20 protein-coding genes and 3 pseudogenes are annotated in these 23,476 nt (G+C 64.3%); 17 read left to right on the top strand and 6 right to left on the bottom strand.

The window, feature by feature from the left end; translation table 11 throughout:
• The first annotated feature begins 196 nt into the window (after nt 1–196).
• The 7 genes and pseudogenes from EAH89_RS25350 to EAH89_RS31530 all read left to right on the top strand — a co-directional run bounded on the left by EAH89_RS25350 (nt 197) and on the right by EAH89_RS31530 (nt 6,324).
• The gene (locus EAH89_RS25350; RefSeq protein WP_161993752.1) at nt 197–1,543 is read left to right on the top strand and encodes a PAS domain-containing protein; all 1,347 of its coding nucleotides are present in this window, start codon (nt 197–199) and stop codon (nt 1,541–1,543) included.
• A 235-nt stretch (nt 1,544–1,778) separates the two neighbouring features.
• On the top strand, nt 1,779–2,516 hold the full coding sequence (locus EAH89_RS25345) for a DUF7168 domain-containing protein (RefSeq protein ID WP_241667207.1): 738 nt from the start codon (nt 1,779–1,781) through the stop codon (nt 2,514–2,516).
• Nucleotides 2,513–2,959, top strand: coding sequence for a hypothetical protein (locus tag EAH89_RS25340; RefSeq protein WP_140886489.1), 447 nt, complete (start codon nt 2,513–2,515; stop codon nt 2,957–2,959). Before EAH89_RS25345 ends, EAH89_RS25340 begins: the two co-directional genes overlap by 4 nt.
• A gap of 154 nt (nt 2,960–3,113) precedes the next feature.
• Nucleotides 3,114–3,515 (top strand): RNA polymerase sigma factor region1.1 domain-containing protein, encoded by a 402-nt coding sequence (locus tag EAH89_RS25335; protein ID WP_140886532.1) that lies wholly within the window; start codon nt 3,114–3,116, stop codon nt 3,513–3,515.
• Nucleotides 3,479–5,170: pseudogene (gene rpoD, locus EAH89_RS25330) on the top strand (RNA polymerase sigma factor RpoD); the annotation flags it as partial. The gene EAH89_RS25335 and the pseudogene rpoD, both read left to right, overlap by 37 nt.
• A 16-nt stretch (nt 5,171–5,186) precedes the next feature.
• A pseudogene (locus EAH89_RS25325) lies at nt 5,187–5,600 on the top strand (sigma-70 family RNA polymerase sigma factor); the annotation flags it as partial.
• Between the two features lie 124 nt (nt 5,601–5,724).
• The gene (locus EAH89_RS31530; RefSeq protein WP_161993751.1) at nt 5,725–6,324 is read left to right on the top strand and encodes a transcriptional regulator; all 600 of its coding nucleotides are present in this window, start codon (nt 5,725–5,727) and stop codon (nt 6,322–6,324) included.
• A 12-nt stretch (nt 6,325–6,336) separates the two neighbouring features.
• On the opposite strand, the gene EAH89_RS25315 is transcribed toward EAH89_RS31530, so the two are convergent.
• Nucleotides 6,337–7,347, bottom strand: a complete 1,011-nt coding sequence (locus tag EAH89_RS25315; protein WP_140886486.1) for a phospholipase D family protein — start codon at nt 7,345–7,347, stop codon at nt 6,337–6,339.
• Nucleotides 7,348–7,727: 380 nt separating this feature from the next.
• On the opposite strand from EAH89_RS25315, the pseudogene EAH89_RS25310 reads away from it, so the two are divergent.
• From EAH89_RS25310 to EAH89_RS25295, 4 genes and pseudogenes are all read left to right on the top strand, one after another.
• Nucleotides 7,728–9,077 (top strand): annotated as a pseudogene (locus EAH89_RS25310) (IS1380 family transposase).
• 405 nt (nt 9,078–9,482) lie between these two features.
• The gene (locus tag EAH89_RS25305) at nt 9,483–10,109 is read left to right on the top strand and encodes a hypothetical protein (RefSeq protein WP_140886485.1); all 627 of its coding nucleotides are present in this window, start codon (nt 9,483–9,485) and stop codon (nt 10,107–10,109) included.
• A 263-nt stretch (nt 10,110–10,372) separates the two neighbouring features.
• A complete protein-coding gene (locus EAH89_RS25300; RefSeq protein ID WP_140886484.1) occupies nt 10,373–10,657 on the top strand; it encodes a YciI family protein in 285 nt (94 codons plus the stop codon).
• A gap of 121 nt (nt 10,658–10,778) precedes the next feature.
• Nucleotides 10,779–11,348, top strand: a complete 570-nt coding sequence (locus EAH89_RS25295) for an NADPH-dependent FMN reductase (protein WP_140886483.1) — start codon at nt 10,779–10,781, stop codon at nt 11,346–11,348.
• Between the two features lie 243 nt (nt 11,349–11,591).
• Here the strand turns inward: EAH89_RS25295 and EAH89_RS25290 are convergent, their stop codons facing one another.
• A complete protein-coding gene (locus EAH89_RS25290) occupies nt 11,592–12,485 on the bottom strand; it encodes a helix-turn-helix domain-containing protein (protein WP_140886482.1) in 894 nt (297 codons plus the stop codon).
• Nucleotides 12,486–12,633: 148 nt separating this feature from the next.
• On the opposite strand from EAH89_RS25290, the gene EAH89_RS25285 reads away from it, so the two are divergent.
• Both EAH89_RS25285 and EAH89_RS25280 read left to right on the top strand, forming a co-directional pair.
• On the top strand, nt 12,634–13,629 hold the full coding sequence (locus EAH89_RS25285) for a catalase family peroxidase (protein ID WP_206667677.1): 996 nt from the start codon (nt 12,634–12,636) through the stop codon (nt 13,627–13,629).
• Nucleotides 13,630–13,633: 4 nt separating this feature from the next.
• Nucleotides 13,634–14,044 (top strand): cupin domain-containing protein, encoded by a 411-nt coding sequence (locus EAH89_RS25280; RefSeq protein ID WP_206667676.1) that lies wholly within the window; start codon nt 13,634–13,636, stop codon nt 14,042–14,044.
• 697 nt (nt 14,045–14,741) lie between these two features.
• Here the strand turns inward: EAH89_RS25280 and EAH89_RS25275 are convergent.
• Nucleotides 14,742–16,313 (bottom strand): MFS transporter, encoded by a 1,572-nt coding sequence (locus EAH89_RS25275; RefSeq protein WP_206667675.1) that lies wholly within the window; start codon nt 16,311–16,313, stop codon nt 14,742–14,744.
• Nucleotides 16,300–17,244, bottom strand: a complete 945-nt coding sequence (locus tag EAH89_RS25270) for an HlyD family secretion protein (protein WP_206667674.1) — start codon at nt 17,242–17,244, stop codon at nt 16,300–16,302. Before EAH89_RS25270 ends, EAH89_RS25275 begins: the two co-directional genes overlap by 14 nt.
• A gap of 362 nt (nt 17,245–17,606) precedes the next feature.
• On the opposite strand from EAH89_RS25270, the gene EAH89_RS25265 reads away from it, so the two are divergent.
• Nucleotides 17,607–18,077, top strand: a complete 471-nt coding sequence (locus tag EAH89_RS25265; RefSeq protein WP_140886478.1) for a carboxymuconolactone decarboxylase family protein — start codon at nt 17,607–17,609, stop codon at nt 18,075–18,077.
• Nucleotides 18,074–18,523, top strand: coding sequence for an Ohr family peroxiredoxin (locus EAH89_RS25260; protein WP_241667206.1), 450 nt, complete (start codon nt 18,074–18,076; stop codon nt 18,521–18,523). Before EAH89_RS25265 ends, EAH89_RS25260 begins: the two co-directional genes overlap by 4 nt.
• A gap of 79 nt (nt 18,524–18,602) precedes the next feature.
• Here the strand turns inward: EAH89_RS25260 and EAH89_RS25255 are convergent, their stop codons facing one another.
• Both EAH89_RS25255 and EAH89_RS25250 read right to left on the bottom strand, forming a co-directional pair.
• Entirely contained in the window at nt 18,603–19,547 is a 945-nt protein-coding gene (locus EAH89_RS25255) for a LysR family transcriptional regulator (protein ID WP_206667673.1), read from the bottom strand.
• A 114-nt stretch (nt 19,548–19,661) separates the two neighbouring features.
• On the bottom strand, nt 19,662–20,105 hold the full coding sequence (locus EAH89_RS25250; RefSeq protein WP_140886477.1) for a CBS domain-containing protein: 444 nt from the start codon (nt 20,103–20,105) through the stop codon (nt 19,662–19,664).
• A 428-nt stretch (nt 20,106–20,533) separates the two neighbouring features.
• On the opposite strand from EAH89_RS25250, the gene mgtA reads away from it, so the two are divergent.
• Nucleotides 20,534–23,068 carry a magnesium-translocating P-type ATPase gene (gene mgtA / locus EAH89_RS25245; RefSeq protein ID WP_140886476.1) on the top strand — a complete coding sequence of 845 codons (2,535 nt, stop codon included), beginning with the start codon at nt 20,534–20,536 and terminating at the stop codon, nt 23,066–23,068.
• 227 nt (nt 23,069–23,295) lie between these two features.
• The coding region (locus tag EAH89_RS25240; protein ID WP_140886475.1) for a transposase at nt 23,296–23,476 on the top strand (181 nt) is incomplete at its 3' end.

The raw sequence follows: 23,476 nt of genomic DNA, 5'->3' as shown, positions 1-23,476 counted from the left end.
TCTAAAAAGAACGGACGGCACAGGGCACTGCCGGGCCAGATCCGCGCCGGCTTAGGAGACGTGAGGCTACGCCGAGCGTACCCCCTTGGACGCTGAGGCCCCCTTGCCTGTTCTGACAGAAGGAAGCCAGGCGGAGCCAAGCCTGGCCGCCCCTATTTGGTCCGCAACCCCCCTCGGCCCACCCGAGGAATGGCCGGTGAGCCTCAAGACCGCCGCCTCGCTCGTGCTCGCGATCCCCTTCCCGGCCACCCTTCTGTGGGGGCCGGAGTTCACCATCGCTGCCTACAACGATGCCTATCGGCGGGTGCTCGGGAGCAAGCCGGAAGCGCTTGGCCGTCCCCTCCTCCAAGTCTGGGAAGAGGCGAGGGACGCCCTCGCTCCACAGCTCGCCCGGGCGTTGGCTGGTGAGGCGGTGACGGTCGAGGGCGCGCGCTACGTCATCCTTCGGGGCGGCGGACAGGAGCCAGAGGAGGCCTGGTTCGACTACACGTTCAGCCCGGTGCGCGACGAGGAAGGACGCATTTGCGGCGTGCTCAACCTCGGGGTGGAGACCACAACACGGGTGCGGGCGGAAGCGGCACGGCAGAGCAGCGAGGGGCGCTGGCGGGAGGTCTTCGAGCGAATGGGCGAGGGCTTCGAGATTAACGAGATGGTCCTCGACCCCGACGGGCAAGCGGTGGACTTCGTTTACGTCGACGTCAACGCCGCCTGGGAGCGACAATCCGGCTTTCCGCGGGAGGCGGTTGTCGGCCGGCGCGCGACGGAGGTGTTCCCACGGGCGGAGACGGACTACTGGGTGCCGCTGTTCGGGCGGGTCGCCGAGACCGGCGAGCCCGTTCAAGTGGAGCGCTACTTCGCCCCGGCCAGCCGTTGGATCGAGGTGATTGTCTACCGGCTTGAGCCAAGGCGCGTCGCCGTGCTCCTACGCGACGTAACCGAGCGTCACCGGGCCGCGGAGCGCCAAGCGCTGCTGTCGCGCGAGGTCGACCACCGAGCCAAGAATGCCCTCTCGGTCGTGCAGGCGGCACTGCGGTTGACCCGTGCCCCAGACCTGCCGTCCTACATGCGGGCGATCGAGGGAAGGGTGGCTGCCATCGCTAGGGCACAGACGCTCCTCGCGGATGACCAGTGGTCGAGCGCCGACCTCCTGACGCTACTCCGCGGCGAACTGGACGGACTGCTCGACCGCCACGATGGGCGGGTCGAGGTGGAAGGACCGGCGGTCGCCCTCCCGCCTGGGTCGGCCCAACCCTTCGCGATGGCGATCCACGAGTTGACCACGAACGCGCTCAAGCACGGCGCGCTATCGAACCCGACCGGTCGCATTGCGGTCACCTGGAGCGTGGAAGGTGGGCAAACCGGGCGGCTGCGGCTGCGCTGGGCGGAGGAGGGTGGGCCGCCCGTTGAAGGGCCTCCCGAACGGCGGGGCTTCGGGGCGCGGGTACTGGACGGCACGGTGCGGTCACAACTCGGCGGGGCGCTGTCACTGACGTGGCCGAGGTCCGGTCTCACCTGCGAGATAGATCTGCCGCTGGAGCCCTAGGTAAGGCGGGGTGCGGCGCTCGAGGCGATCACAAGGAACCGTTACGAGGTTGCACAGGCCGTGATGGCCAATGAGCTGACGTCCGGTTTGGAGGCGTGGGAACGTAGCTGTCGCCGTCCACAACGGGCGCAAAGCTACCGGAAGTCGGCGTGAGACGTGGGTGCGTCGCGGGTCATCCCGAGATGCCGGAGCGGGCGCACGGTGCTAAGCTGGCGCCTTCCTGCCCCACTTGTCGGTGCCCTCACCCCTGAGCCAGACGACCGAACTCACGCGCGTCAAGGCGCGCATCCGCGCGCTGTCCGAGAAGACCGTCTCGAACGGCTGCACCGAGGCCGAGGCGCTGGCCGCGGCCGAGATGGTGGGGCGCCTGCTCGAGCGCTACGCGCTCAGCATGGCCGAGGTGGACCTCCGGGCCGAGCCCTGCGTGCAGGCCGAGGTGCCGCTGCCCGGCCGCCAGCGCCGGCCGATCGACAGCTGCGTGCCCGCCATCGCCCGCTTCTGCGACTGCAAGGTCTGGCTCGCCCGCGACGAGGATCGGCCGCGCTACGTGTTCTTCGGCTTCGAGCCGGACACCGCCATGGCGGTCTACCTCTTCGCGGTGATCGACCGCGGCATCCGCCAGGAGGTGCTGGGCTTCCGGGCGGGGCACCCGGCTCTGCGGGGCACTCGCCTGCGGCAGGCCTCTACCAGCTTCGCCCACGGCATGGCCGGGCGCCTGGCCGAGCGCCTGGAGGCGCTGCACGCCGCCCGCGAGGCGGAGGTGGCGGCGCAGCGCCCGACCGGCACGGCGCTGGTCCTCGTCAAGCACGGCATAGTGGAGGAGGCCTTCCGCGCGGCGGCCGTGCGGCTTGTGGCGCCGCGGGGTGCCAGCATCCGCCTGGACGGTGCCTACGAGCACGGTTTTGCCGCGGGCGAGCGAGTCAACCTGCAGCGCCCGGTGGGCGGCGCTCCGCGGGACCGGCTGGAGGGATGAGCGGGCGCGATCGCCAGCGCGGGCGGGTCTATGCCTGGGAGGACCGGGTGGTGGCGCCCCACGCGCCGGACCTCATCTCCTTTGCCGCCGCCCAGGCGATGGTGGACGCGATCTGGGCCGAGATGGGTCTGCGCTGGCCACCCAAGGTGGAGCGGCTGCCATGTCAGGCGAGCGCCCGGCAGGCGGACGCCACCCGGCTGCGGCTGCGCCTGCCCGAGGCGCTGCCGTCCTGGGTCCTGCTGCACGAGCTTGCCCACTGCATGACCAGCACGGCTGAGGGCGGGACGGACGGGCACGGGCCGCGCTTCATGGGCCTCTACCTGCAACTGCTCGAGCGCTACCTGCGCCTGCCGGCGGCGAGCCTGCTGCCCTCCTTGCAGGTGGCGCGGATCGCGGTCGACCTCGCGGCTCGCCCGGTGTTCCTCGACGCTCCCGCCCCGTGAGCGCCTGACACTCGCCCGGTGGCCCTGTGGCGGTACAGCCTGACCGCCTCGTGTGTTACGGATCCTCTCTGGGCGTCGGGTTCCACGCCCCCCGTGGCGCGTGCCGGGCAGGGGGTAGGGCGTCCGGCGGGGTGGGTGCGGAGCAGGAGCGGGCATGGCGGYGGTGGACCCCGACGGCGAGCGGGTGCTGGACGAGCGGGAGGAGGCGCTGCTSTCGTCGCTGCCCGAGGCGGAGGGCGGGGCGCTGCGGACCCTGACCCGGCTGGCGCAGCGGCGCGGCCACGTCACGCACGCCGAGGTCGCGGTCGCGCTGCCGTCCGAGACGCTCTCGTCCGACCGCATCGAGGACGCGCTCGGCGTGCTCGCGGCGCTGGGCGTCGAGGTCGCCGAGGACGACGCCGAGGCGGAGGAGGAGACGGCCGCCGAGGGCGCGCGGGCCGGAGCCGAGGCGGACGAGGAGAGCGCCGGCAACGTCGCGGAGGACGCCGGGCGCAGCGCCGACCCGGTCCGCCNTCGTCGCTGCCCGAGGCGGAGGGCGGGGCGCTGCGGACCCTGACCCGGCTGGCGCAGCGGCGCGGCCACGTCACGCACGCCGAGGTCGCGGTCGCGCTGCCGTCCGAGACGCTCTCGTCCGACCGCATCGAGGACGCGCTCGGCGTGCTCGCGGCGCTGGGCGTCGAGGTCGCCGAGGACGACGCCGAGGCGGAGGAGGAGACGGCCGCCGAGGGCGCGCGGGCCGGAGCCGAGGCGGACGAGGAGAGCGCCGGCAACGTCGCGGAGGACGCCGGGCGCAGCGCCGACCCGGTCCGCCTGTACCTGCGCGAGATGGGCGCGGTGACGCTCCTCTCGCGCGAGGGCGAGGTGGCCCTCGCCAAGCGCATCGAGGCCGGGCGCGGCCTGATGATCGAGGGGCTCTGCGAGGCGCCGCTGGTGCTGGACGCGATCCTCGGCTGGTACCGGGCGGTGCGGGAGGAGCGCCTGCTGCTGCGGGACGTGCTCGACCTCGAGGCGACGGCTGGGGCGGGGGAGGGGCCCACCGAGGAGGCGGGCGGGCCGGAGGACGAGGAGGCGGGGGAGGGGGCCGAGGCGGTCACGATGGCCACGCCCTCGGTACTCGAGGAACAGGTCCGGCCCGAGGCCATGGCGGCCTTCGAGGCGATCGAGGGCGCGTGGCAGGCGCTGCGCGGGCTGCAGGCGCGGCGCATGGCCGCCTACGCCGACGGCGCGGGGCTCGGCGCCGCCGACGAGGAGAGGTTCGCCCGGCTGCGCGGCGAGCTGGTGGCGCTGGTGGGCGGCGTCCACCTGCACGCGGACCGCATCGCTGAGCTGGTGGAGCGCCTGCGCGAGCTCAACAAGCGCCTGACCGGCGCCGAGGGGCGGCTACTCCGCATCGCCGAGGCGGCCGGGGTGAGGCGGGACGACTTCCTCGCGGTCTACCGCGCCTCCGCGGCCGCACCGGACTGGGTGGCGGGCCTTGCCGCGCGCAAGGGCCGGGGCTGGATGGCGCTCGCCACCCGCCACGCTGCCGAGATGGAGGAGGCGCGTGCGGCCGTCCTTGCCATCGCCGGGGAAGCGGGGCTGCCGCTCGACGAGTTCCGCCGGGTGCAGGCGGTGGTCGCCGAGGGCGAGCGCGCCATGAACCGGGCCAAGAAGGAGATGATCGAGGCCAACCTCCGCCTCGTGATCTCGATTGCCAAGAAGTACACCAACCGCGGCCTGCAGCTGCTCGACCTCGTGCAGGAGGGCAACATCGGGCTGATGAAGGCGGTCGACAAGTTCGAGTACCGGCGCGGCTTCAAGTTCTCGACCTACGCCACCTGGTGGATCCGCCAGGCGGTCACGCGCTCCATCGCCGACCAGGCGCGGACCATCCGCGTGCCGGTGCACATGACCGAGACGGTGAACAAGCTGAACCGCACCGCGCGACAGATGGTGCACGAGCTCGGGCGGGAGCCGACGCCGGCCGAGCTCGCGGCGAAGATGGGCCTGCCGCTCGAGCGGGTGGTCAAGGCGCAGAAGATCGCGCGCGAGCCGATCTCGCTCGAGACGCCGGTCGGCGACGAGGAGGGCGCCCACCTCGGTGACTTCCTCGAGGACGAGAACGCGGTCATGCCGCTCGACGTCGCGGTGCGGTCGGGCCTGCGCGACGCCGCCGCCAAGGCGCTCTCCGGGCTGACGCCGCGCGAGGAGCGGGTGCTGCGGATGCGCTTTGGCATCGGCATGANAGCCGACGCCGGCCGAGCTCGCGGCGAAGATGGGCCTGCCGCTCGAGCGGGTGGTCAAGGCGCAGAAGATCGCGCGCGAGCCGATCTCGCTCGAGACGCCGGTCGGCGACGAGGAGGGCGCCCACCTCGGTGACTTCCTCGAGGACGAGAACGCGGTCATGCCGCTCGACGTCGCGGTGCGGTCGGGCCTGCGCGACGCCGCCGCCAAGGCGCTCTCCGGGCTGACGCCGCGCGAGGAGCGGGTGCTGCGGATGCGCTTTGGCATCGGCATGAACTCCGACCACACGCTCGAGGAGGTCGGCCAGCAGTTCAACGTCACCCGCGAGCGCATCCGCCAGATCGAGGCCAAGGCGCTGCGCAAACTCAAGCATCCCACCCGGTGCAAGCGGCTCCGCAGCTTCCTCGATGACGGATAGGCAGAAACCAGGGAGCGAAGCCCCGAAAACGGGAAAAGCCCCAGGACCTCGGGTGAGGTCCTGGGGCCTTGTGGGTCTTGCACAGTGCAGGCCAGGAGTGAGGCGCAGCCAAGTGGGGTAGCGGATGTTAGCTTTCGTCGACTTCGAAGCGTCCAGCCTTAGCGGTAGCTCCTACCCAATCGAGGTCGGCTGGTGCACCGCCGACGAGCAGACGACGTCACACCTCATCCATCCTGCCAGGACTTGGAATGAATGGTCCGCTGCCTCCGAAGCGATGCACGGCATCACCCGCGACCGGCTATTCCTCCAAGGACGTCCGGCAACGGAGGTGGCGCACGACATGGTACGCGCTCTCCTGTCTCATGAGGTGCCGCTCTTCTCAGATGCCCCGGCATGGGACCAAGTTTGGCTGCACCGGCTTCTCCTGGAAGCCGGCCTGAAAAGAAGGGGCGTCCTGCATGACGTGCAGCAGGCGTTCGGGCACGCCTGCCAGCCGCTGATCAGCCTCATCGTCGGACAAGGCACCCTCTTGGAGGCGCAACGTCAGGAGATCGCCAGCTTGTCGACCCGCCTCGTTGCAGAAGCTACCGATGCGGAGGCGAACCGGCGTCGCATCCGTCATCGCGCTGGCCCTGATGCCGAGGGTCTCTGGTGGACATGGCGCTACCTGCAAGACCACGTGGCGAGGGAGGTAAGTGAGGCTTCAAAGCCACGCATGGCATGATCACAACAGTCTTCAGTCCTTCGCAGCCATCCCTGCATAAACCTTCTGCACCTCGCTCCATGCTTTGCGCATCAAGGCGACCTGCGTCGCCGTGTAGAATGATCCTTTCCCCCAACCTTCGACAGAGATGTCCAGGTATGTATCCTGCGAGAGCACTTCGAGCACAGCACTCCTTACGCGGGTGTCCAGCTTGAACGGTTCGGGAGGCGCATCCTCAGCCGTCATCATCACGTCCACTTTCGTTCCATCCTCACGTACTTTGACATGCTCGACGATCGCGTCAGGCCCGCCAAAGCATGTCCACCATATCCGTGAATTCTTCCGGGGCTTCCCCTGGCCCGCTGAATAGCTCAAGGCCCAGGTACACTTCGGGATCGCACGATCTTCAGGGCCGGTGACTTCCAGGCCGTCTTCAAGGCGTCGCCTGATCTTCTTCGGATCTCCATCGACCCCGCTTGTTGCCGCTTCGTCCAAGCTCGAAGCAGCATCGCAGGTCCAATGGAACAAGGGCACATCGTCTGCATCAGGATCGAAGGCGTCAAACGATCTGGTTGGACGACGCCGCTGCCGCTTGGTGAACAAGCGTCTGGCGGTATCGATGTCGTCCGGCCTTTCGATTGGCCGGCTATCTGCCTCCCAAAGATGATTGAACCAAGCCTGCGCCTCTTTCGCCTCCACGACGACGCCGGCCTCGATCCAGTGCGCCTGCTCCCCGGCCTGAAGACCCAAGCCGTTCGTTGAGGCGTTGGCCGAAGTGACCACAGCTTCCTTGTCGCTAACGTAGAGCTTGGCATGCAGGCGATCACACTGTCGGACGTCGATCCCTTGCGACATCATCCGCTCGATTTCGTTGGGGTTTGTGGCTCCGCTCATCAGATTACACACGACCCGAATGCGGGCTGTCGCAGGACTTCCCAATAGAGACCTTGATCCGGCGCCCCAGAACGCAACGGCGCAGTCCTGTGATCCACCCTCCAGGATGCGCTTGATGGCCTTATGCAGCGCATCTCCGGTCAGGATCATGTTGATCTCTCCACGCCTTCTGGTTCACTTCGGGTTTCAGGTTCGTGGCAGCGCCAGCTGAGCACTTCCTTCTTTCGCCATGCGCCGTTGAAGTTCTGGCGGACCGTCGAAAACCTAGTTATCAACGCTGCACGCCCGAGAAGAGCCCATGCGGTAGGTAGAGGCAACCGGCTCCCTTGACCCGCTCCTCCGAGCTCCGAAAGCGCGAAAAGCCCCATGACCTCGGGTGAGGTCATGGGGCTCTGCGTGCCTCCTCGGTGAGGAAGCGGGGTTGGCTCAGCTAGCCTGGATTATTCATCAGGGCTGGCGGACATGGTACAAACCATTGTTCAGCCATAGGATTCGGTTGCGACACCTGAACCCAGCTGACTTCGGAGCCCATGCCCGCCAAGGTTGAAGTTACCCCTGCGCTGCCCGGCCTGTCACCGGTGGCCGGCAAGCCCATCATCGCCCGCTTCGACGGCGGGAAACTCTCGTCAGACGGCGGCGTGCTGGCGCTGTGCGAGATCGAAGTCCGCCTCGGCATCGCCGATCGCCTGGCCGCTTGCGTGGCTGATCCTCGAGCGGCGGGGCGTCTCGTGCATGGCATCGCCAACATCCTGCGCTTTCGGATGCTGATGATCGCCGCCGGCTACGAGGACGGCAACGACGCCCACAGCCTGCGGCACGATCCGGCCTTCAAGCTCGCCCTCGGTCGGCTGCCGGATGGCGCCGCGCTGTGTTCGCAGCCAACCATCTCACGCCTGGAGAACCTGCCCCGGCCGCGTGACCTGCTGCGCATGGGCCAGGCCATGGTCGGGCTCTACTGCGCCAGCTTCCGCCAGGTGCCACGCCGCATCACCCTCGACATCGATGACACCTTCGATGCCGTCCATGGCAGCCAGCAGCTGCGGCTGTTCAACGCCTACTACGATGAGTACGGCTTCCAGCCGATCGTCGTGTTCGACGGCGAGGGCCGCCCCGTCGCTGCTCTGCTGCGCCCGGCGCGCCGGCCCACCGGGCGGGAAGTCCGCGCCTTCCTCCGCCGTCTGGTCCGCACCATCCGCGACCATTGGCCCCGCGTCGAGATCCTGCTCCGCGCCGACAGCCACTACTGCGCGCCCGAGGTGCTGGATTTCTGCCGTACCGAGTGGCTCGACTTCATTCTGGGCGTCGCCTCGACCACCACGCTGCGCCGCCATGTCGAGACCCTCGAGCGCAGCACTGCCGCCCGGCAGGCCGCGACCGCCGGTGCGGACAAGCTGCGGCGCTACAAGGAGTTCCTCGACGGCGCCGCCAGCTGGAGCCGGGTCGAGCGCATCATCGCCCGCGTCGAGGCCAGCGCGCTGGGCACCGACAGCCGCTTCGTCATCACCAACCTTGCCGGAGGTATCGCCCGCACGCTCTACGAGGATCTCTACTGCCGCCGCGGCCAAGCAGAGAACCACATCAAGTCCTGGAAGACCCACCTGGCCGCCGACCGCACCTCATGCCACCGCGGCACCGCCAACCAGTTGAGCCTGATGCTGCACACTGGCGCCTACTGGCTCATGTGATCGCTGCGCCGCCTGATGCCGCCCCGCTTGTCCTGGCGCGTCGCCCAGTTCGACACGCTCCGCCTGCGCCTGCTCAAGCTCGCCGCCCGCATCGTCACCTGGAAGACCAAGGTGATGGTCCATCTGCCCAGCGCCTGTCCTGACCAAGCCATCCTGCGCCTCGTGCTCGAACGCTTGCCCCGCTTGGTCATCTGAACCACGGGGCGGTGTCGCCCCGGCCAAACCCTTCACCGCAATCCCAAGCCTCGTAATCCGCACCCCGGCGCCGGCACGTGTTGCCGACGTGCCTCGCTGCGCCCCCACAACCATCAGGTGAACTGAGCCATGACCAGATCTGCCCGGCCCATCGCATGATGAATTTACCGGGCTAGGCCCATGACACTTGCGACTGCTCATGATGTTAGCGTAGCTTGAGATGAAGTAATTATGACAGACGTCATACCACCCCGGCTGGACACTGATCCCACGCGCTGCTTGTTCTGCTGCGGCGAGATCTCACCACAAGCAAGTGTGTGTCTACACTGTCGTGGAGTGCTCACGCCGATACGTGACCTCGTTGCCTCGCACGTAGCGCTAACATTGAAGCTGGCGGAGGCAGAGATGGAACTCGCCCGCTTACGCGAGGCTCCAATCACGCCGTTGCAAAACGCCCAGCCTGTCGTCGCCTCCTTGCCGTACCAGTCTAGCTTTTCGTATAAAGCGTTGACTGAACACCTGTTCATCGGCCTTTTTGTTCTGGTTGTCATGCACCTGCTGCTGGCTAGCCTGCCGCCACTCCCTGCTGTTGCGGCCTACCGCGCCATAACTCTGGCGGTCGCGCTGCCCTTCGGCGTGCAGTTTGAACGTAGCGGCGGACCACGTTTGCCGGCGCAGATCCTAGTCGCCCTGGCCTTCGCGACCCTCGCAGTCGCCGTTGTGACCAGCATCGACGGCTTGCTTGGCATACACTTAGTAGGGGCGCTGTCGCCCGTCGAACGGGTCCAGACCGGTATGGCGATCACCTTAGGCCATCTCACGGGCAGCATCTCAGTTCAATGGTGGCAAAAACACTTGGCGAGGACCTCGCGCCAGACGGAGGATATGCAGATTGACGTGACCGCTATCCGCGATCTGCTGCGTAATCCAGAACGTCTGAAGGCGGGGATGGAGGCGTACCGATCTATCGTCGAGGCTTGCGCGCCCGTTGCAGCGGCTGCGGCAGCACTCTGGGCCACCTTCAGCAAATGAGGTGCCCACGGTGACATGGCATTCAGAGACCTGTCACTGATTGTGCCAGAGATGCTGTCATGCGCCGGACGACGCGTCATACTATGCTGGCTTGAGGATGATGTACAAAGAGCAGTGATTGACGCCGCCCTTCTTGCGCCGGCACGCTAACCCCAAGCGCCTGTCTACCCTGAGACTTCCTGCCTCGTCGCCGCTCACCCTAAGAAAATTCGCGGCAGCGCCGGGGCAGTATCCTGCGGTGGTGAGCGCTACAGGAGATTTTCATGATCTTCGCAGTGATTGGTTTTTTCCGTGCTGGCATTGCGGACGCACCTCCAGAGATGGCAGCTGCGTTTAACGAACACCTTGGGCCGTCGGGGGCAGGGTTGCGGATTGCGGGTTATTTGCGTGACGCCACCGGCCGTAAGCGTGGTTTCCTTGGATTGCTTGAGGCAGATTCTGTCGAGAGAGCCGAAAGTTTTCTTCAATCAAGTCCACTCTACGAGGGAAAACTTTACGATCGGGCAGAAGCGTTAGAGTTCGCCATTGAAGTAGGCTTTTTACACTAAGGCCGCCGACGGTATCCTTTGCAACGGAACAACTCCCTCATGATGGAATTAGGATAAAAAATGTTGTTTTCGGGTGACCCTGATATGGGCCAGTTCTACCACCTTTAAGGGGAGACATACCTTGGCACACACGCTCCACGTTGTCGTCGCAAGCACCCGTCCCGGCCGCAAGGGCCTTGCCGTCGCACGCTGGTTTGAGGACTTTGCCCGACAGCACGGCGACTTCGACCCGGTGCTGGTGGATCTCGCTGAATTTGACTTGCCGGTCTACGACGAGCCGGAACACCCGCTCACCCGACGGTACCAGCACGAGCACACGAAACGCTGGAGTGCGAGCGTCGCAAAGGCCGACGCCTACGCCTTCGTCATGCCGGAGTACAACTACTTCCCTCCCCCCTCGCTCGTAAACGCACTGAGCTACCTCGTGGCGGAGTGGACCTACAAGCCCGCCGGGCTTGTAAGCTACGGAGGGGTATCGGGCGGATTGCGCGCGGCGCAGGCCGTGAAACTCCTTCTCACGACACTGAAGATTATGCCTATCCCCGAGGGTGTCGCCGTTCCGAATTTCGCGACGTTCATGGACGATGCAGGCACGTTCCGGCCCAATGAGCTCGTGGAGAAAAGCGCCACGACCATGCTCGGCGAACTGATACGGTGGTCAGGTGCCCTGAAGCCGATGCGAGCTCCATGATGAGCTGACGACGTTCTCGTATGAAGCGAGCGGGCAGGACGATGTCCGGCTACCCCGACCCGCTGAGTAGCCACTCCTCCTCCAAACGAGATGGGGCGTGGCCCCAAAGTCCTGACATAGAACGTGCTCGCTACGCTCGCCGATGTGCAGCCACAACTCTGACTTCGTGCCGTAAAGTTCGGCGCGAGAGCTGATAGAATCGACGTGAGAAGGACGTTACAGGCGGGTCGCGCACAAGGGCGCTTACGTCGCTTCACGTCGGTAGCGGAGTGGACTTATGCCGGCCGCGCGCCGGAACGCGCGGGAGAAATTCGACTGTGATGAGAAGCAGCAGGTCACCGCGATCTCTGCCAAGGATAGCCGGCCTGTGGCCAAGAGTGTTTTTGCCCGCTCAAGCCGCAAGCGTCCGAGATAGCGATGCGGTGGTACACCCATGTATTTGGTGAACATTCGGTTGAAGTGGAACGGGCTGAGATAAGCGATAGCGGCCAGTTCGTTCAGGCCAATCTCGTCTTCCAGATGCTCAGCCATGTATTCAAGCACCCGATGTAGCCGCCTCTCATCCAATAATCTACTGGCACGAACCGGTCCTGACGCTGGAATGCCGCTCACGTAGCGCTCGGCGATCCGTGCTGTCAGTGCCAAGGCCATGCTCTCGACCCGCATCTGCCCTGCAGCGGTAGGCGCTCGCATCTCAGCCAGCACGGCCCAGCCGACCTGCCGAATTAGTTCGTCGTGCAGGCCAGCAAGATATCGTATTGAATCCGGGCGAATACCGGCCCCGTTTCGCAGTTCGGCGTTCTGCGCGAGCCGCTCGATCGGTAAATAGAGATGAAGCACATCATGCCATTCAGAGATCCGAATGTCCTCCTCAAGCACGCCGGCTGGACACAGCCAGACAATTCCGGGCTCCACCCGCGTCCGCTGGGGGAGGCCATTTCCCTTGCGTGAAACTACTGCTTCCGGATGGCAGCTGACGGCAATTCCGATTTCCAGATGCTGCGGTTTGAAGGGCGGCAGTTCACCGGCAGGGTGATGACGAAGATCAGCAGCTAAACCTCGCCATGTTAAGGTTCGGGAGGATGTGAGAACGCCGCCAGAACCATATTTGCGCGCACCGTCTGCTTTCAGGTCCATGTCACAGCACCTCGGGGTCCATAGCTCATTATCATAGAGATGAAATGCGGCTTGGCATCAAGAACAGCAATTTGGGAATAGAACTCAGTACCAAACTTTGAGATGGTCACCGTCACCTCGCCGATGATGACGTGGCTAGGAGGCAAGGATGCACACCAAAACAGCGACGATGGCCACAATCCTTGTCGCCACGATCGTCGAGTTGCTCCCGACTGGAGGTTCCGCTGTGGCCGATACGATGCCATCCGCCCTTCCAGCCCAGCTCGTGCAAGATTTTCACGCAGCATTTGGTGACCATCACGCACGCGCCGTGCACGCCAAGGGCATTATCCTGGAGGGAAGTTTCCAGCCGAGTGCCGATGGGGCCAGGCTGTCCGCTGCCCCATTGTTCAGAGTAGGCGTGCCGGTCACCGTCCGCTTCTCTGATTTCACCGGCCTGCCCGATATTCCTGACACCAGTAACGACGCTAACCCACGTGGCTTTGCGGTAAAATTCCATCTCCCGGGTGGGGCGCCCTACGACATCGTGGCGCACAGCTTCAACGGCTTCCCGGCAGCGACTGCGGCAGAATTCAGCTCGCTGCTACAGGCTTTGGCGCGGAGTGGCCCGGATGTCGGCAAGCCGACGCCGCTCGACCGCTTCTTCGCTGATCACCCGCGTGCCCTGGCATTCTTCACCACGCAAAAGCCACCACCGGAGAGCTTCGCCACCGCTGCCTACTTCGGCGTCAACGCCTTCATCTTCACCGATGCGGCGGGCCATAGCCAGTCGGTCCGCTATCGCTTCGTGCCTGAGGCCGGCGAGCACTACTTGGCGCCCAATGCGCTGAAGGCGCGCTCCGCAACCTACCTCATCGACGAAATTGGTCCGCGGGTCAGGGCGCAACCGATCCGCTTCACCTGGTATGCCCAACTCAGCGAGCTCAGCGACGCTGTTGACAACCCTTCGGTGGCTTGGCCAGAAAATCGGAGACTGGTGAACCTGGGCGTTATTACCATCGACCGCTTGGCGGCGAACGTACCCGATACGGATCGTGGGCTACTGTTCCTGCCCGGCAACCTGCCGGAGGGCATCGGCATCGCCGACCCAATGGTCACCATCCGCAACGCCGCTTATCCGTTGTCCTTCCATGAACGTCAGTAGGCGGGTGGCCGCCGCGGCGGCGTTGCTCGCAGCAAGCGTTGCGCCCAGCGCTGGACCTGCCCGTTCGGCGCCATCGGAAAGCCTCGAGCCGCTGCTGCAGCAGGCTATCCCAAGCATTCCAGGTAAGACGCTGACAGCTGTACACGTCGTATTTCCGCCAAGCGCCCGGTCTAATCCGCATCGGCACGGCAGTGCGTTTCTCTACGCATACGTTCTGGCTGGCGAGATCCGCAGTCAAATTGAAGGTGAGCCGTCTCGTGTCTACCGGACCGGGGAAAGTTGGACCGAGAAGCCTGGTGACCATCACGTGCTGACAGAAAACGTCAGCACCAGCGAGATTGCACGGCTCTTGGTTGTGTTTGTCGCAAACGATAGCGACACGCTCAAGAACGATGATCCGGCCGCGCAGAACTAGGGCACTTCAGTCTTGCGCAGACATGTCGGCTCTGATTCGACGCTGTGGATGGAACAGCGAGGCTGGTTGTGACGGCGCCGCAGTCGCACAACCTGCGCAAGCACTTGGTCCGGACGGTTGAGGAGGGTGCCTCGGCACGGAAGGCGGCGGCAAGCTTCGCCGTTAATGCCTTGGCGGTGATCAAGCTGGTGCGGCGGGTCCGCCAGACCGGTAGCACGGCCCTAACCAGGATCGGAGGGTGACCGCAAGCCGCTGCTGTCCGTGCGGGAGGCGTTCCTCTGCGAGCTGACAGCTAGACGAAATTGGATCATCCTGGCCGAGATCCAGGTGGTTCTGATCGAGCACGGCGTGGCGCTGGTCTCACTGATAACAATCTGGACCATGTTGAAGTGATTCGATGTGTCACACAAGAATTGCAAGGGCTGAGCAGGACTGGGCCGTTGACGCTGAGCACCATCGCCACTGGCGCGTCTAGCAGCGCTACATCGATTGCGAGCGCTTCGTGATCCTTGGGCCGGTGCCACCACAAACATGATCCGCCGCTATGACTGCGGATCGTGGAGCGAGTGCCTGGGCCGTGCGCCACACGGACACCGGCGAACTACCATCTCCACCGCGAGCTTGAGCAGCGCTGGCCTCTTCGCATGTCGCGGCTCGCCAGAGAAAGAGCAATCGTCTAACGGAAAGGGGTAAGCACTCAGCTGATGTGACCAGTTTTTTTGGCGAGCCAGGGTGTGAAAGGGCCGGGTGGCGAAGCGCCCATGAAAGCGACCAGGGCTACTGTACCGACCGCAACCCAGAAGCTGAGGCGGAATGCGTCGATATGCGCCAGCGTGAAGGCCTCACGCTGCACCGTCGCCGCAAGAGTGGCGAGCGCCCGTGCCGGCGCCGTCAAGGCTCCATCCGCGTAGAAATGCACTCCCAACCGTGCCAGCGCATCGGCCGCCAAACGACCGCCTGCGGCAAGGTTCAAACCGAGTTGATATGACTGCACTTGCTCGCGCATCCGGAGGAAGGTGCCAAGCAGACTCTGCCCGAACTCGACGCCAAGCAAACGCACAACCTGGATATAGGCAACAAAGGCGGTTGCTTGAGTGGGATTACTGTTGCCGAGGCCGTAGAGGATCAGCGCCAGGAAGGTGAAGCTCTGCCCAAAAGCCTGAAGGAAGGCCACGAGCAAAAAATCGGGTCCTGCCCAGTCGCGTGTCAGGCCGGAGGCGAGCCAAGCGGCGATGGCAAAGCCCATGAGACCTGACATGAGGACCAAACGAGCATCGAAATGACGCACTGCGAGCACTGCCAACGGCACCAGTGCAATCATCGGCAGCGCGCTACCGAGAAAAAGCGGCCAGCCGGCTTGTTCCGGCCGCAGGTGCTGCACCACCATAAGAAAGTTCGGTACCAGCAGCCCATTCGACATGCTGAGTAGGCTAAAGCAGAAGCCCGTCACCAGCATCAAGCCAATGTTGCGGGAAGCAATAACGCGCAAGCTCGCCCAAGGATTGGCAACCAAGACCTCATTGAGAGCGAAGCCTGCGAGCAGGGCTGCACCACCAGCCAGCAAGCCGATGATAGTGCCGGACGCCATCCAGTCGAGCCGGTTACCCTGATCAAGCGCGACATAGAGCATGGTCAGCCCGCCACCGAAGAGCAGCATGCCGCCCCAGTCTGCCCGCGCCAGCAAGGTGCGGTCGACAGCCACTCGCGGCGCACCCCGCCAAGCGAGCCAAGCCATCACTGGAGCCAACAGCACGTCCTGCCAGTAGATCCACTGCCAGCCGAGCAGCGCGGCATGAAATCCAGCAAGCCCGATCCCAGCATTGAGCGTGAAGCCGGCTCGGAAGACATAGATCGCGATGCCCGCGGTCCAGAGCCGCTGCGGCATGCCGCGAAAGATCACCATCAGCGCCGCGGGCACGAAGACACCGAGCAGCGCGCCATGCAGCGCGTGCAGCACCAGCAAGGTCGGATAATCCCGGACCACTGGGATCAGAAGTGAAAGCAGTGCATAGAGTAGGGCCGGACCCACCAGCACCCGGCGCAGGCCAAACACCGTTACCAACCAGGTGATAGCCGGCGCGACCAGAATCTGCGGTGCCAGCGCTATAGTGGAAAGCCAAGCACCCTGATCGGGCTCCAGTCCCATGGCTCCGCGCAGGTCGGGCAGGCCAACACCGAACAACCGCGTATGGAAGCCAGCAATGAAGCAGCCGAGCAGCACCGCTGCGACACCGAAAGCAGGTACGGGCGGGCGCTCAGCGGCCGGCATCGGCCGGCTCCCTGACATTTATGCGTGTGACCACCGACATGCCCGGCCGCAGTTGATCGAGCAACGGTTGGCCCGGCTCGAAGGCGATGCGAACTGGGATGCGTTGCACCACCTTGGTGAAGTTACCGCTGGCATTGTCGGCAGGCAGTAGCGCGAACTGTGCGCCGCTGGCGGGGGAGAGCCTCTCCACGTGACCATGCAGCTGGGCACCCGGGAACATATCGACTGTCATCTCGACTGATTGGCCGGGCGCAACATGGGTGAGCTGGGTCTCCTTGTAGTTAGCGATCACATGTACATTGGGCAGTGGAACGACGGCGATCAGGTTGGTACCAATCGTAACGTAGTCGCCCGGCTGCACCCCGCGTTCGCCCACCACGCCGTCGATCGGCGCCACTATGCGGGTATAGCCGAGCCGTAGCTGGGCAGCTTGAAAAGCGGCCCGTGCAGCCTGCAGCTCTGCCTCCCGCTGGAGCCGCTGGCCTTCCAGCACATTGACCTGACGGCGCTGCGCTTGGACCAATGCCTCGCTGGCGTGCAGCGCGGCCGAAGCCGATTCTTGGTCAGCAGTCGCCGCCTCCAGCTTCTGTCTCGTACCAAAGCTTGAAGCAACGAGGGCTTGTTGACGTTGGAACTCGAGCGCTGACTGATGCTGCCGGGCCACCGCCGCTTCCTGCTGCGCCTCAGCCTGAGCGATGGTGGCGTTCTGTAGGGCAATCTGATTACCGAGGTTGTCCAGCGCTGCTCGAGCGGCGGCGACGCTGGCTTCTGCCTGGGCGGTCTGCGCCTCGTAATCCTCCGGCGCAATCTCAACCAGCAGGTCGCCCGCACGGACACGTTGGAAATCTGCAACGAGCACGTGAGCCACGTTGCCCGCAACGCGCGCGCTCAACCGTGTTGTCTCAGCACGTACCACGGCATTGTCGGTCACCTGTTGGCTGGCCTCACTACGCCAAGTGTCCCAGCGCGATGAGGCTAGGCCGACCAGGGCTGAGATGGTCAGCACGCCAACAATCGGAACCGCCAGTCGGCGCCGGGCACGGCCTTCTGAGGCAGGTCTGCCCCGCAGTGTCTCGGGACCAGGGGGGAGGGGGATTGCGGCATCGAGCATTGGGAGGATCTCCAGTACCCGTTGGCGGGCCATGCCACGTTAGGTCGCGCGGTTCTGGAAAGATTATCGCCTTCTTCAGCACTCACTGGTGACGCAGTTGGTCTAATCTGCACGTGAGCGCTGCTTTATCTCCTTTGAAGCCGCTGGTGGCGATGCCGGTCGGCGATGCAAGGAACCAAGCCATGACGCAACGTATGGACTACGCCGCCGCGGCACCCGCTGGGGTTAAGGCGCTCGGTCAGCTCTATGGCCATGTCCTGCAAGCCGGCCTCGATCCTCGGCTGCTTGATCTCATCTATCTTCGCGTGAGCCAAGTGAATGGCTGCGCCTATTGCATTGACATGCATACGCGGGACCTGCTGAAGCGTGGCGTTGGCATCGAAATGCTGGCTCTGATCCCAGTATGGCGCGAGGCCGGCGCGCTGTTCACCCCAACAGAGCGCGCAGCCCTCGCATGGGCGGAGACGGTGACGCGGGTCGCTGACACTGCGATCCCCGATGTCGAGTACGCCGCGGCGGCCGCCGCCTTCGATCCCACCTCGCTTGCTGAGCTGACGATCGCCATCGGCCTCATCAACACTTACAACAGACTTGCCGTTGCCTTCCGGGCAACGCCTCAGGCAGTGAGGCGGGCTGTGGCGGCTGCCGCGTGACCCGTCTCGGTACAGCGGCACCTTTCACACTGCTCTACGAAGCGCAAGCAACGGCGATCGGAGGCCGTACGGGGGCAGCCGCAACCCCCGATGGTAGGATGCGGGTAACGCTGACGACCCCAAAGGAACTTGGCGGTACTGACGGTCCGGGCACCAATCCGGAACAGCTCTTGGCTCTCGGCTATGCTGCCTGCTTCCTCGAGACGATCCGACTGGTAGCAGTGCAGCACGGCATTGGCATTGCCATCGATAGCAACGTCACCGCGACCATTCGTCTGGGCCGGCGTGCAGACGATGATGGCTTCGGCCTGGAGATGGCGCTTCTGGCCGACCTGCCTGGTGTCGAAGAACAGGCTGCAGAGGAACTGCTCCAACATGCCAGGATCATCTGCCCTTTCTCTCATGCCATCGGCAGCCATCCTGGTCTTCGCCTCACCCTCACCTGATCACAAACCAAACGGTGAAGCGTCCAAGAAACATGAACGCCTGGCTTACAATGGCATGAATACACGCTGAAGGACCGGCTCAGGCTTCGATCCCGACAGCCCAAGGTTGCGCGGCGAAATGTTGCCTAAGGAATTCCAGCAGCACGCGCACCCGGGCTGGCCGGGCACGACCAGGTGGCGTCAGCACATGCAGCGGGGCCGGCGCCACCACCCAGTCAGCAAGCACTTCCTCCAGCCGGCCCTCTTGCATTTCACACGTAACGTAGGCTTCCGGCAGCGCTGTCATCCCGATCCCCCCAACGAGCGCCGGGATTGCAGCGACGCCGTTGTTGATGCGGAAGCGGCCGTTCACGTGCACAGCGCAGGCGCCATGCTCGGCATGGCTGAAATGCCAGGTCTCTGCGCCGAGAATGTGGGTGAAAATCAGCGCCGGCATTCGTGCCAACTCGCTCGGATGCTGCGGTCGGCCATGTCGCTCGAAAAAGGCCGGCGAGCCAACCACCGGTACGCGGAAGGAGAACAAGCGGCTGATCCGCAGGGACGAGTCTGCAACCGGACCAATTCGCAGCGCCAAGTCAAACCCTTCAGCGATGATGTCCAGCCTGCCGTCGGTCATGCACAAATCGATCTCGATCTCCGGGTAGCGGGAGAGGAACGTCGGGAGAATGCTTGCGAGCTGGTCCACTCCAAACGCTGTGGTGCTCGCGAGACGGACGAGGCCGCGGGGGATTGCCGCCTCCTCCAGGATCTCCGCCTCGATAGCTGTGCCTTCCAATAAGATGCGAGAGGCACGTTCGAGTGAAATACGGCCACTCTCCGTCAGTGAAAGCTGACGGGTGGTTCGGTGCAGCAGTGTTGTCCGCATCCGCTCTTCCAGCCGGGTGACGGCCTTGGATACGGTCGTCTTGGCGAGACCCAATTCGTCGGCAGCGTGGCTGAAAGAGCCTTTCTCGGCCACTTTGGCGAAGATCGCCCACGCTTCAAAATCGGGTAGAAGAGGCATTGGTTTCTCCAAGAGCAGCACCGCAGACCAGCGCCCATTTTCGAATTCTGAAAAGGGTTAGCGTCCAATAAAATGTTATGACGGAGTGTGCTATGCTGTAGCCATTATCGATAAAGAAGAGCCTGACCTCTACGTTCACTGATATCCGACGTTCATTACATAATCCCTGAGCAATGCTTCTTCGTTTTCGACGATGTCAAGCATACGGAGGAGAACATCGCGAGCGTAAACGATGCCAATCGGCTTCTGGCTGTGATCGATCATGGGAATGCGTTGGAGATTTCTACTTACAATTAGTTTCCAGATTTCTGACACTGATCCATGCGAGGCGCATGAAACCACCTCTCTCTTCATGATGGTGTCCACCCTGGAAGTGCGGCCGCCTTCAACACGACGAGCGATCTGCGCGAACATGTCCCGTTTCGTGAGCACGCCAACCATGCTGCCGTCAGCGTCACACACAACAATCAGGTCGGAATTTGGCTTAGACATGATCGCGGCCGCTGCTTCTAAAGGCGCGGCGGCATCGATGGTCAGGAGACGATCACGCGCAATGTCAATTAGAGAGCAAGCGGCCATGTCGATCCTCCTTGCTGAGGCAAGGTTGTTCCTTGCTCCCAAAGAACAGGATATTCGCGCTACCGGAGATTATGACTGGACGACCGTAGCACTTCGCTGCCGCCCTGCAAGCAGGTTAGTTACAGCCAGATCTGCGAAGATGTGTTCGCCTCATCGAGACCCAGCACAGAACGTCTGGAGGCGTCGACGCACTCAGTAAAGAACGCTGCCCAGCTCGCAAGAATGAGAGAATATGGACCGAAACGTTGCGTGAATCTGCTGCAGCGCATGAGAGGTGTATGGATCGCCTGAGCAGGCTGGCCGGGTCAGGGTTCGACGAGGCTGAAGAGGGTTATGGATGGCGTACCCCCCCACGATGTTGCCCCAGCGGCTGAACCAAATTTACGCGATACAGTTTGGCTCCGCGCCGCCATCAGCTAACCTACCGCATGCCCGTCAAAACAGTTCCAAACGAGCGGTTCTGGGTGGTTGCCCCGAATGCACTCATTGCACAGCTCGGCAGCAGCTTGACAGGGTTGCCAACTGTGGAAGCGGGGCGACGTCTTGCCGAGCATGGCCCCAACACCGTCGCGGACCAGCCTCGTTTACAGTTCGCCAGAAAGATTGGCCGGCGCCTCATTGAGCCGCTGGTGGCAATCCTGCTTGTGGCAGCGTTCGTCTCGGGAATGACCGGGGATTGGCCGGGCTTCGTCATCATCACTGGCATCGTTGCCGTCTCAGTCGGCCTCGACGTTGTGCAGGAGCACCGCGCCGAGCTGGCAGCCGATCGTCTGCGGGAAAGCGTGGCCGTAAAAGCTTCCGTCCGTCGCGACGGCCAGGTGGCGACGGTGCCAGTAGAAGAGCTCGTGTCTGGCGACGTGGTGGAACTCGCCGCCGGCGCGTTGGTGCCGGCCGACGGCCTCCTGCTGGTGAGCCGCGGTGCCCAGGCGAATGAGGCACTGCTGACCGGCGAGCCCTATCCGGTGTCCAAACGCTTCGGTGCCTGTGACGCGCCGGGTCCGGCTGAGGCTTTCAACGCGCTTTTCGCCGGTACCGCGATCGTCACAGGTTCGGCCACCATGCTCGTGGTTGCCACAGGGCGTGCGACGCGCCTCGGAGGCGTCGCAGTCTCGCTCGCGCAGCGGCGTCCACCGACCGCCTTTGAAAAGGGGCTGCATGGGCTTGGCTCGTTGATCCTGCGGCTTACTGTCTTCCTTGTACTGTTCGTGCTGCTCGCCCAGCTTGGCTTCCAACGGCCACCCCTTGAAAGCTTCCTGTTCGCAGTTGCCCTCGCGGTCGGTCTGACGCCCGAGTTGCTGCCGATGGTCACTACCGTCACCCTCTCGCGTGGTGCGATGCGGATGGCGCGCAAGCGCGTGGTCGTGAAGCGACTAGCAGCCATCCATGACCTCGGCGCGATGGACGTGCTCTGTACCGACAAGACTGGCACGCTGACCGAAGCCCGCATCGCCCTCTCTGACGCAACTGGGCCGGACGGTACCGCCTCGCCCCGCGTGCTAGGCCTTGCTGCGCTGAATGCTGGACTGGCGAGCGGCGTGCCGAGTGCGCTGGATGCCGCGATCCTCAAGGCAGCGCCTCTGACTGCGGGCTGGACGCTGCTGAGTGAGGCGCCCTTCGGCTTCGAGCGTCGGCGCTCCTCTGTACTATGCGCAGGAGACGGGGAGCGGCTAATGGTCGTTAAGGGTGCGCCCGAGGCGGTGCTGGCCGCCTGCACCGCTACGGAAGATGCGAGCGGACATGTGCAGCCGATGACACCAGCGCTGCGAGCCAGTCTGCTCAACGGCGCCGATGCTCGCAGTGCGGAGGGGCTGCGGCTGCTCGGTGTCGCCGCACGCTCGGTCGCCGAAGGGGAAGTGCTCGAAGGGCCGGAAAGCGAACGCGACTTGGTCTTCGCTGGCTTCTGCGCCTTCCTCGATCCTCCGAAGGAATCCGCTGCCGAGGCTGTGGCGCGGCTCGGCGCCCTCGGAGTGCGGGTCAAGATCGTTTCGGGCGACGCGGCACCCGTTCTGCTGCATCTGGTGCAGACGCTCAGCCTCCCGTGTAAGGGGCTGCTGACGGGTGAGCAAATCGAGGCACTCGACCATTCCGGATTGGTGGCGCGGGTGGAAGAAGTGGATCTCTACGCCCGCGTTTCGCCGGACCAGAAACGGCGCGTTATCCTGGCGCTTAAGGAGCGTGGGCACACCGTCGGCTTCATTGGTGACGGCATAAACGACGCGCCCGCCATCCACGCTGCCGATGCCGGCCTTTCGGTGGATGGTGCCACCGAGGTCGCGCAGGCAGCGGCGGACCTTATCCTTCTCGCGCCCGACCTCGGCGTGCTTGCAGAGGGAGTGGAGGAGGGACGGCGCACCTACGCCAACATCATGAAATATGTCCGCATGGGCACCTCGTCGAACTTCGGGACCATGTTCTCGATGGCGGTTGCTTCGCTCATGATCCCTTTCCTGCCTCTGCTACCTGCCCAAATCTTGCTGAACAACCTACTCTACGACCTGTCCGAGATGGGTATCCCCTTCGATGCAGTGGACCGCGAGGACGTAGCCGCGCCCCATGGCTGGAACATGGGCGCGGTGCTGCGGTTCACGTTAGTGATGGGACCGCTCTCCTCGGTCTTCGACCTTGCTACCTTCGGCATCCTGTTGTGGGGCTTCGATGTAACCGCAGAGGCATTCCGCACCGCTTGGTTCGTCGAAAGCATGGCGACGCAGGTCTTGGTCATTTTCCTGATCCGCACACAAGGTTCAGCATGGCGGGCGGCCAGGCCGCATCCGGTGCTGGTCGCGACATCGCTCTCTGCTCTGGCTCTTGCCCTTGCACTGGCACTCGGGCCGCTGGCGCCGCTGCTCGGCTTCGCGCCCTTGCCGGGGTCGCTCCTCGCCGTCATCGCTGGGTTAGTGGTTGGGTACCTCATCCTTGCCGAGGTGCTGAAGCGCTTCGCGAGTCGTGTGGAGCGGGTATGAGACATGCCCCTGCTACCTGGAGGTGGATCGCTCGAGGAGCGGCTGCCTAGCCAACCCAACTTAATGATGCTCTCGCGCAGCCTGCGGCTCAGGTGGTGCGTCCCGCAGCAGGCGACCTTGGTGCATGGATCGGAACTGAGTCGTAAGCGCAGCCTTGAGGCCCGTCTTCCAGAGTAGGTTCTGATTGTGCTGGATCGGCTTGGGGCGGAGGGCTTCGAGCTATCGCTATGGACGACGTTAGGGACGACGCGAAGGGTAGCGGGTACCGCCGGATTGAGGTTCTGACGGGACCTGGCCGGCGGCGGACTTGGTCTGACGACGACAAGGCGCGGATTGTCTCGGAGACGCTGCAGCCTGGCGTGGTGGTCACCGAGGTGGCGCGCCGCTGGCAGGTCTGCCCGCAGCAGG

The sequence above is a fragment of the Muricoccus nepalensis genome (assembly GCF_006438825.1).
Taxonomy (GTDB): domain Bacteria; phylum Pseudomonadota; class Alphaproteobacteria; order Acetobacterales; family Acetobacteraceae; genus Roseomonas; species Roseomonas nepalensis.
The sequence above is the reverse complement of the archived record's forward strand: the minus strand, read 5'-3'. Positions and strand labels throughout refer to the sequence as shown.

Excerpts from the sequence above, each read along its gene's own strand:
- EAH89_RS25340 (WP_140886489.1), top strand. The coding sequence starts at position 2,513 with ATGAGCGGGCGCGATCGCCAGCGCGGGCGGGTCTATGCCTGGGAGGAC.
- EAH89_RS25290 (WP_140886482.1), bottom strand. The coding sequence starts at position 12,485 with ATGGACCTGAAAGCAGACGGTGCGCGCAAATATGGTTCTGGCGGCGTT.
- EAH89_RS25305 (WP_140886485.1), top strand. The coding sequence starts at position 9,483 with ATGGAACTCGCCCGCTTACGCGAGGCTCCAATCACGCCGTTGCAAAAC.
- EAH89_RS31530 (WP_161993751.1), top strand. The coding sequence starts at position 5,725 with ATGTTAGCTTTCGTCGACTTCGAAGCGTCCAGCCTTAGCGGTAGCTCC.
- EAH89_RS25250 (WP_140886477.1), bottom strand. The coding sequence starts at position 20,105 with ATGGCCGCTTGCTCTCTAATTGACATTGCGCGTGATCGTCTCCTGACC.
- EAH89_RS25275 (WP_206667675.1), bottom strand. The coding sequence starts at position 16,313 with ATGCCGGCCGCTGAGCGCCCGCCCGTACCTGCTTTCGGTGTCGCAGCG.
- EAH89_RS25315 (WP_140886486.1), bottom strand. The coding sequence starts at position 7,347 with ATGATCCTGACCGGAGATGCGCTGCATAAGGCCATCAAGCGCATCCTG.
- mgtA (WP_140886476.1), top strand. The coding sequence starts at position 20,534 with ATGCCCGTCAAAACAGTTCCAAACGAGCGGTTCTGGGTGGTTGCCCCG.
- EAH89_RS25265 (WP_140886478.1), top strand. The coding sequence starts at position 17,607 with ATGACGCAACGTATGGACTACGCCGCCGCGGCACCCGCTGGGGTTAAG.
- EAH89_RS25285 (WP_206667677.1), top strand. The coding sequence starts at position 12,634 with ATGCACACCAAAACAGCGACGATGGCCACAATCCTTGTCGCCACGATC.
- EAH89_RS25300 (WP_140886484.1), top strand. The coding sequence starts at position 10,373 with ATGATCTTCGCAGTGATTGGTTTTTTCCGTGCTGGCATTGCGGACGCA.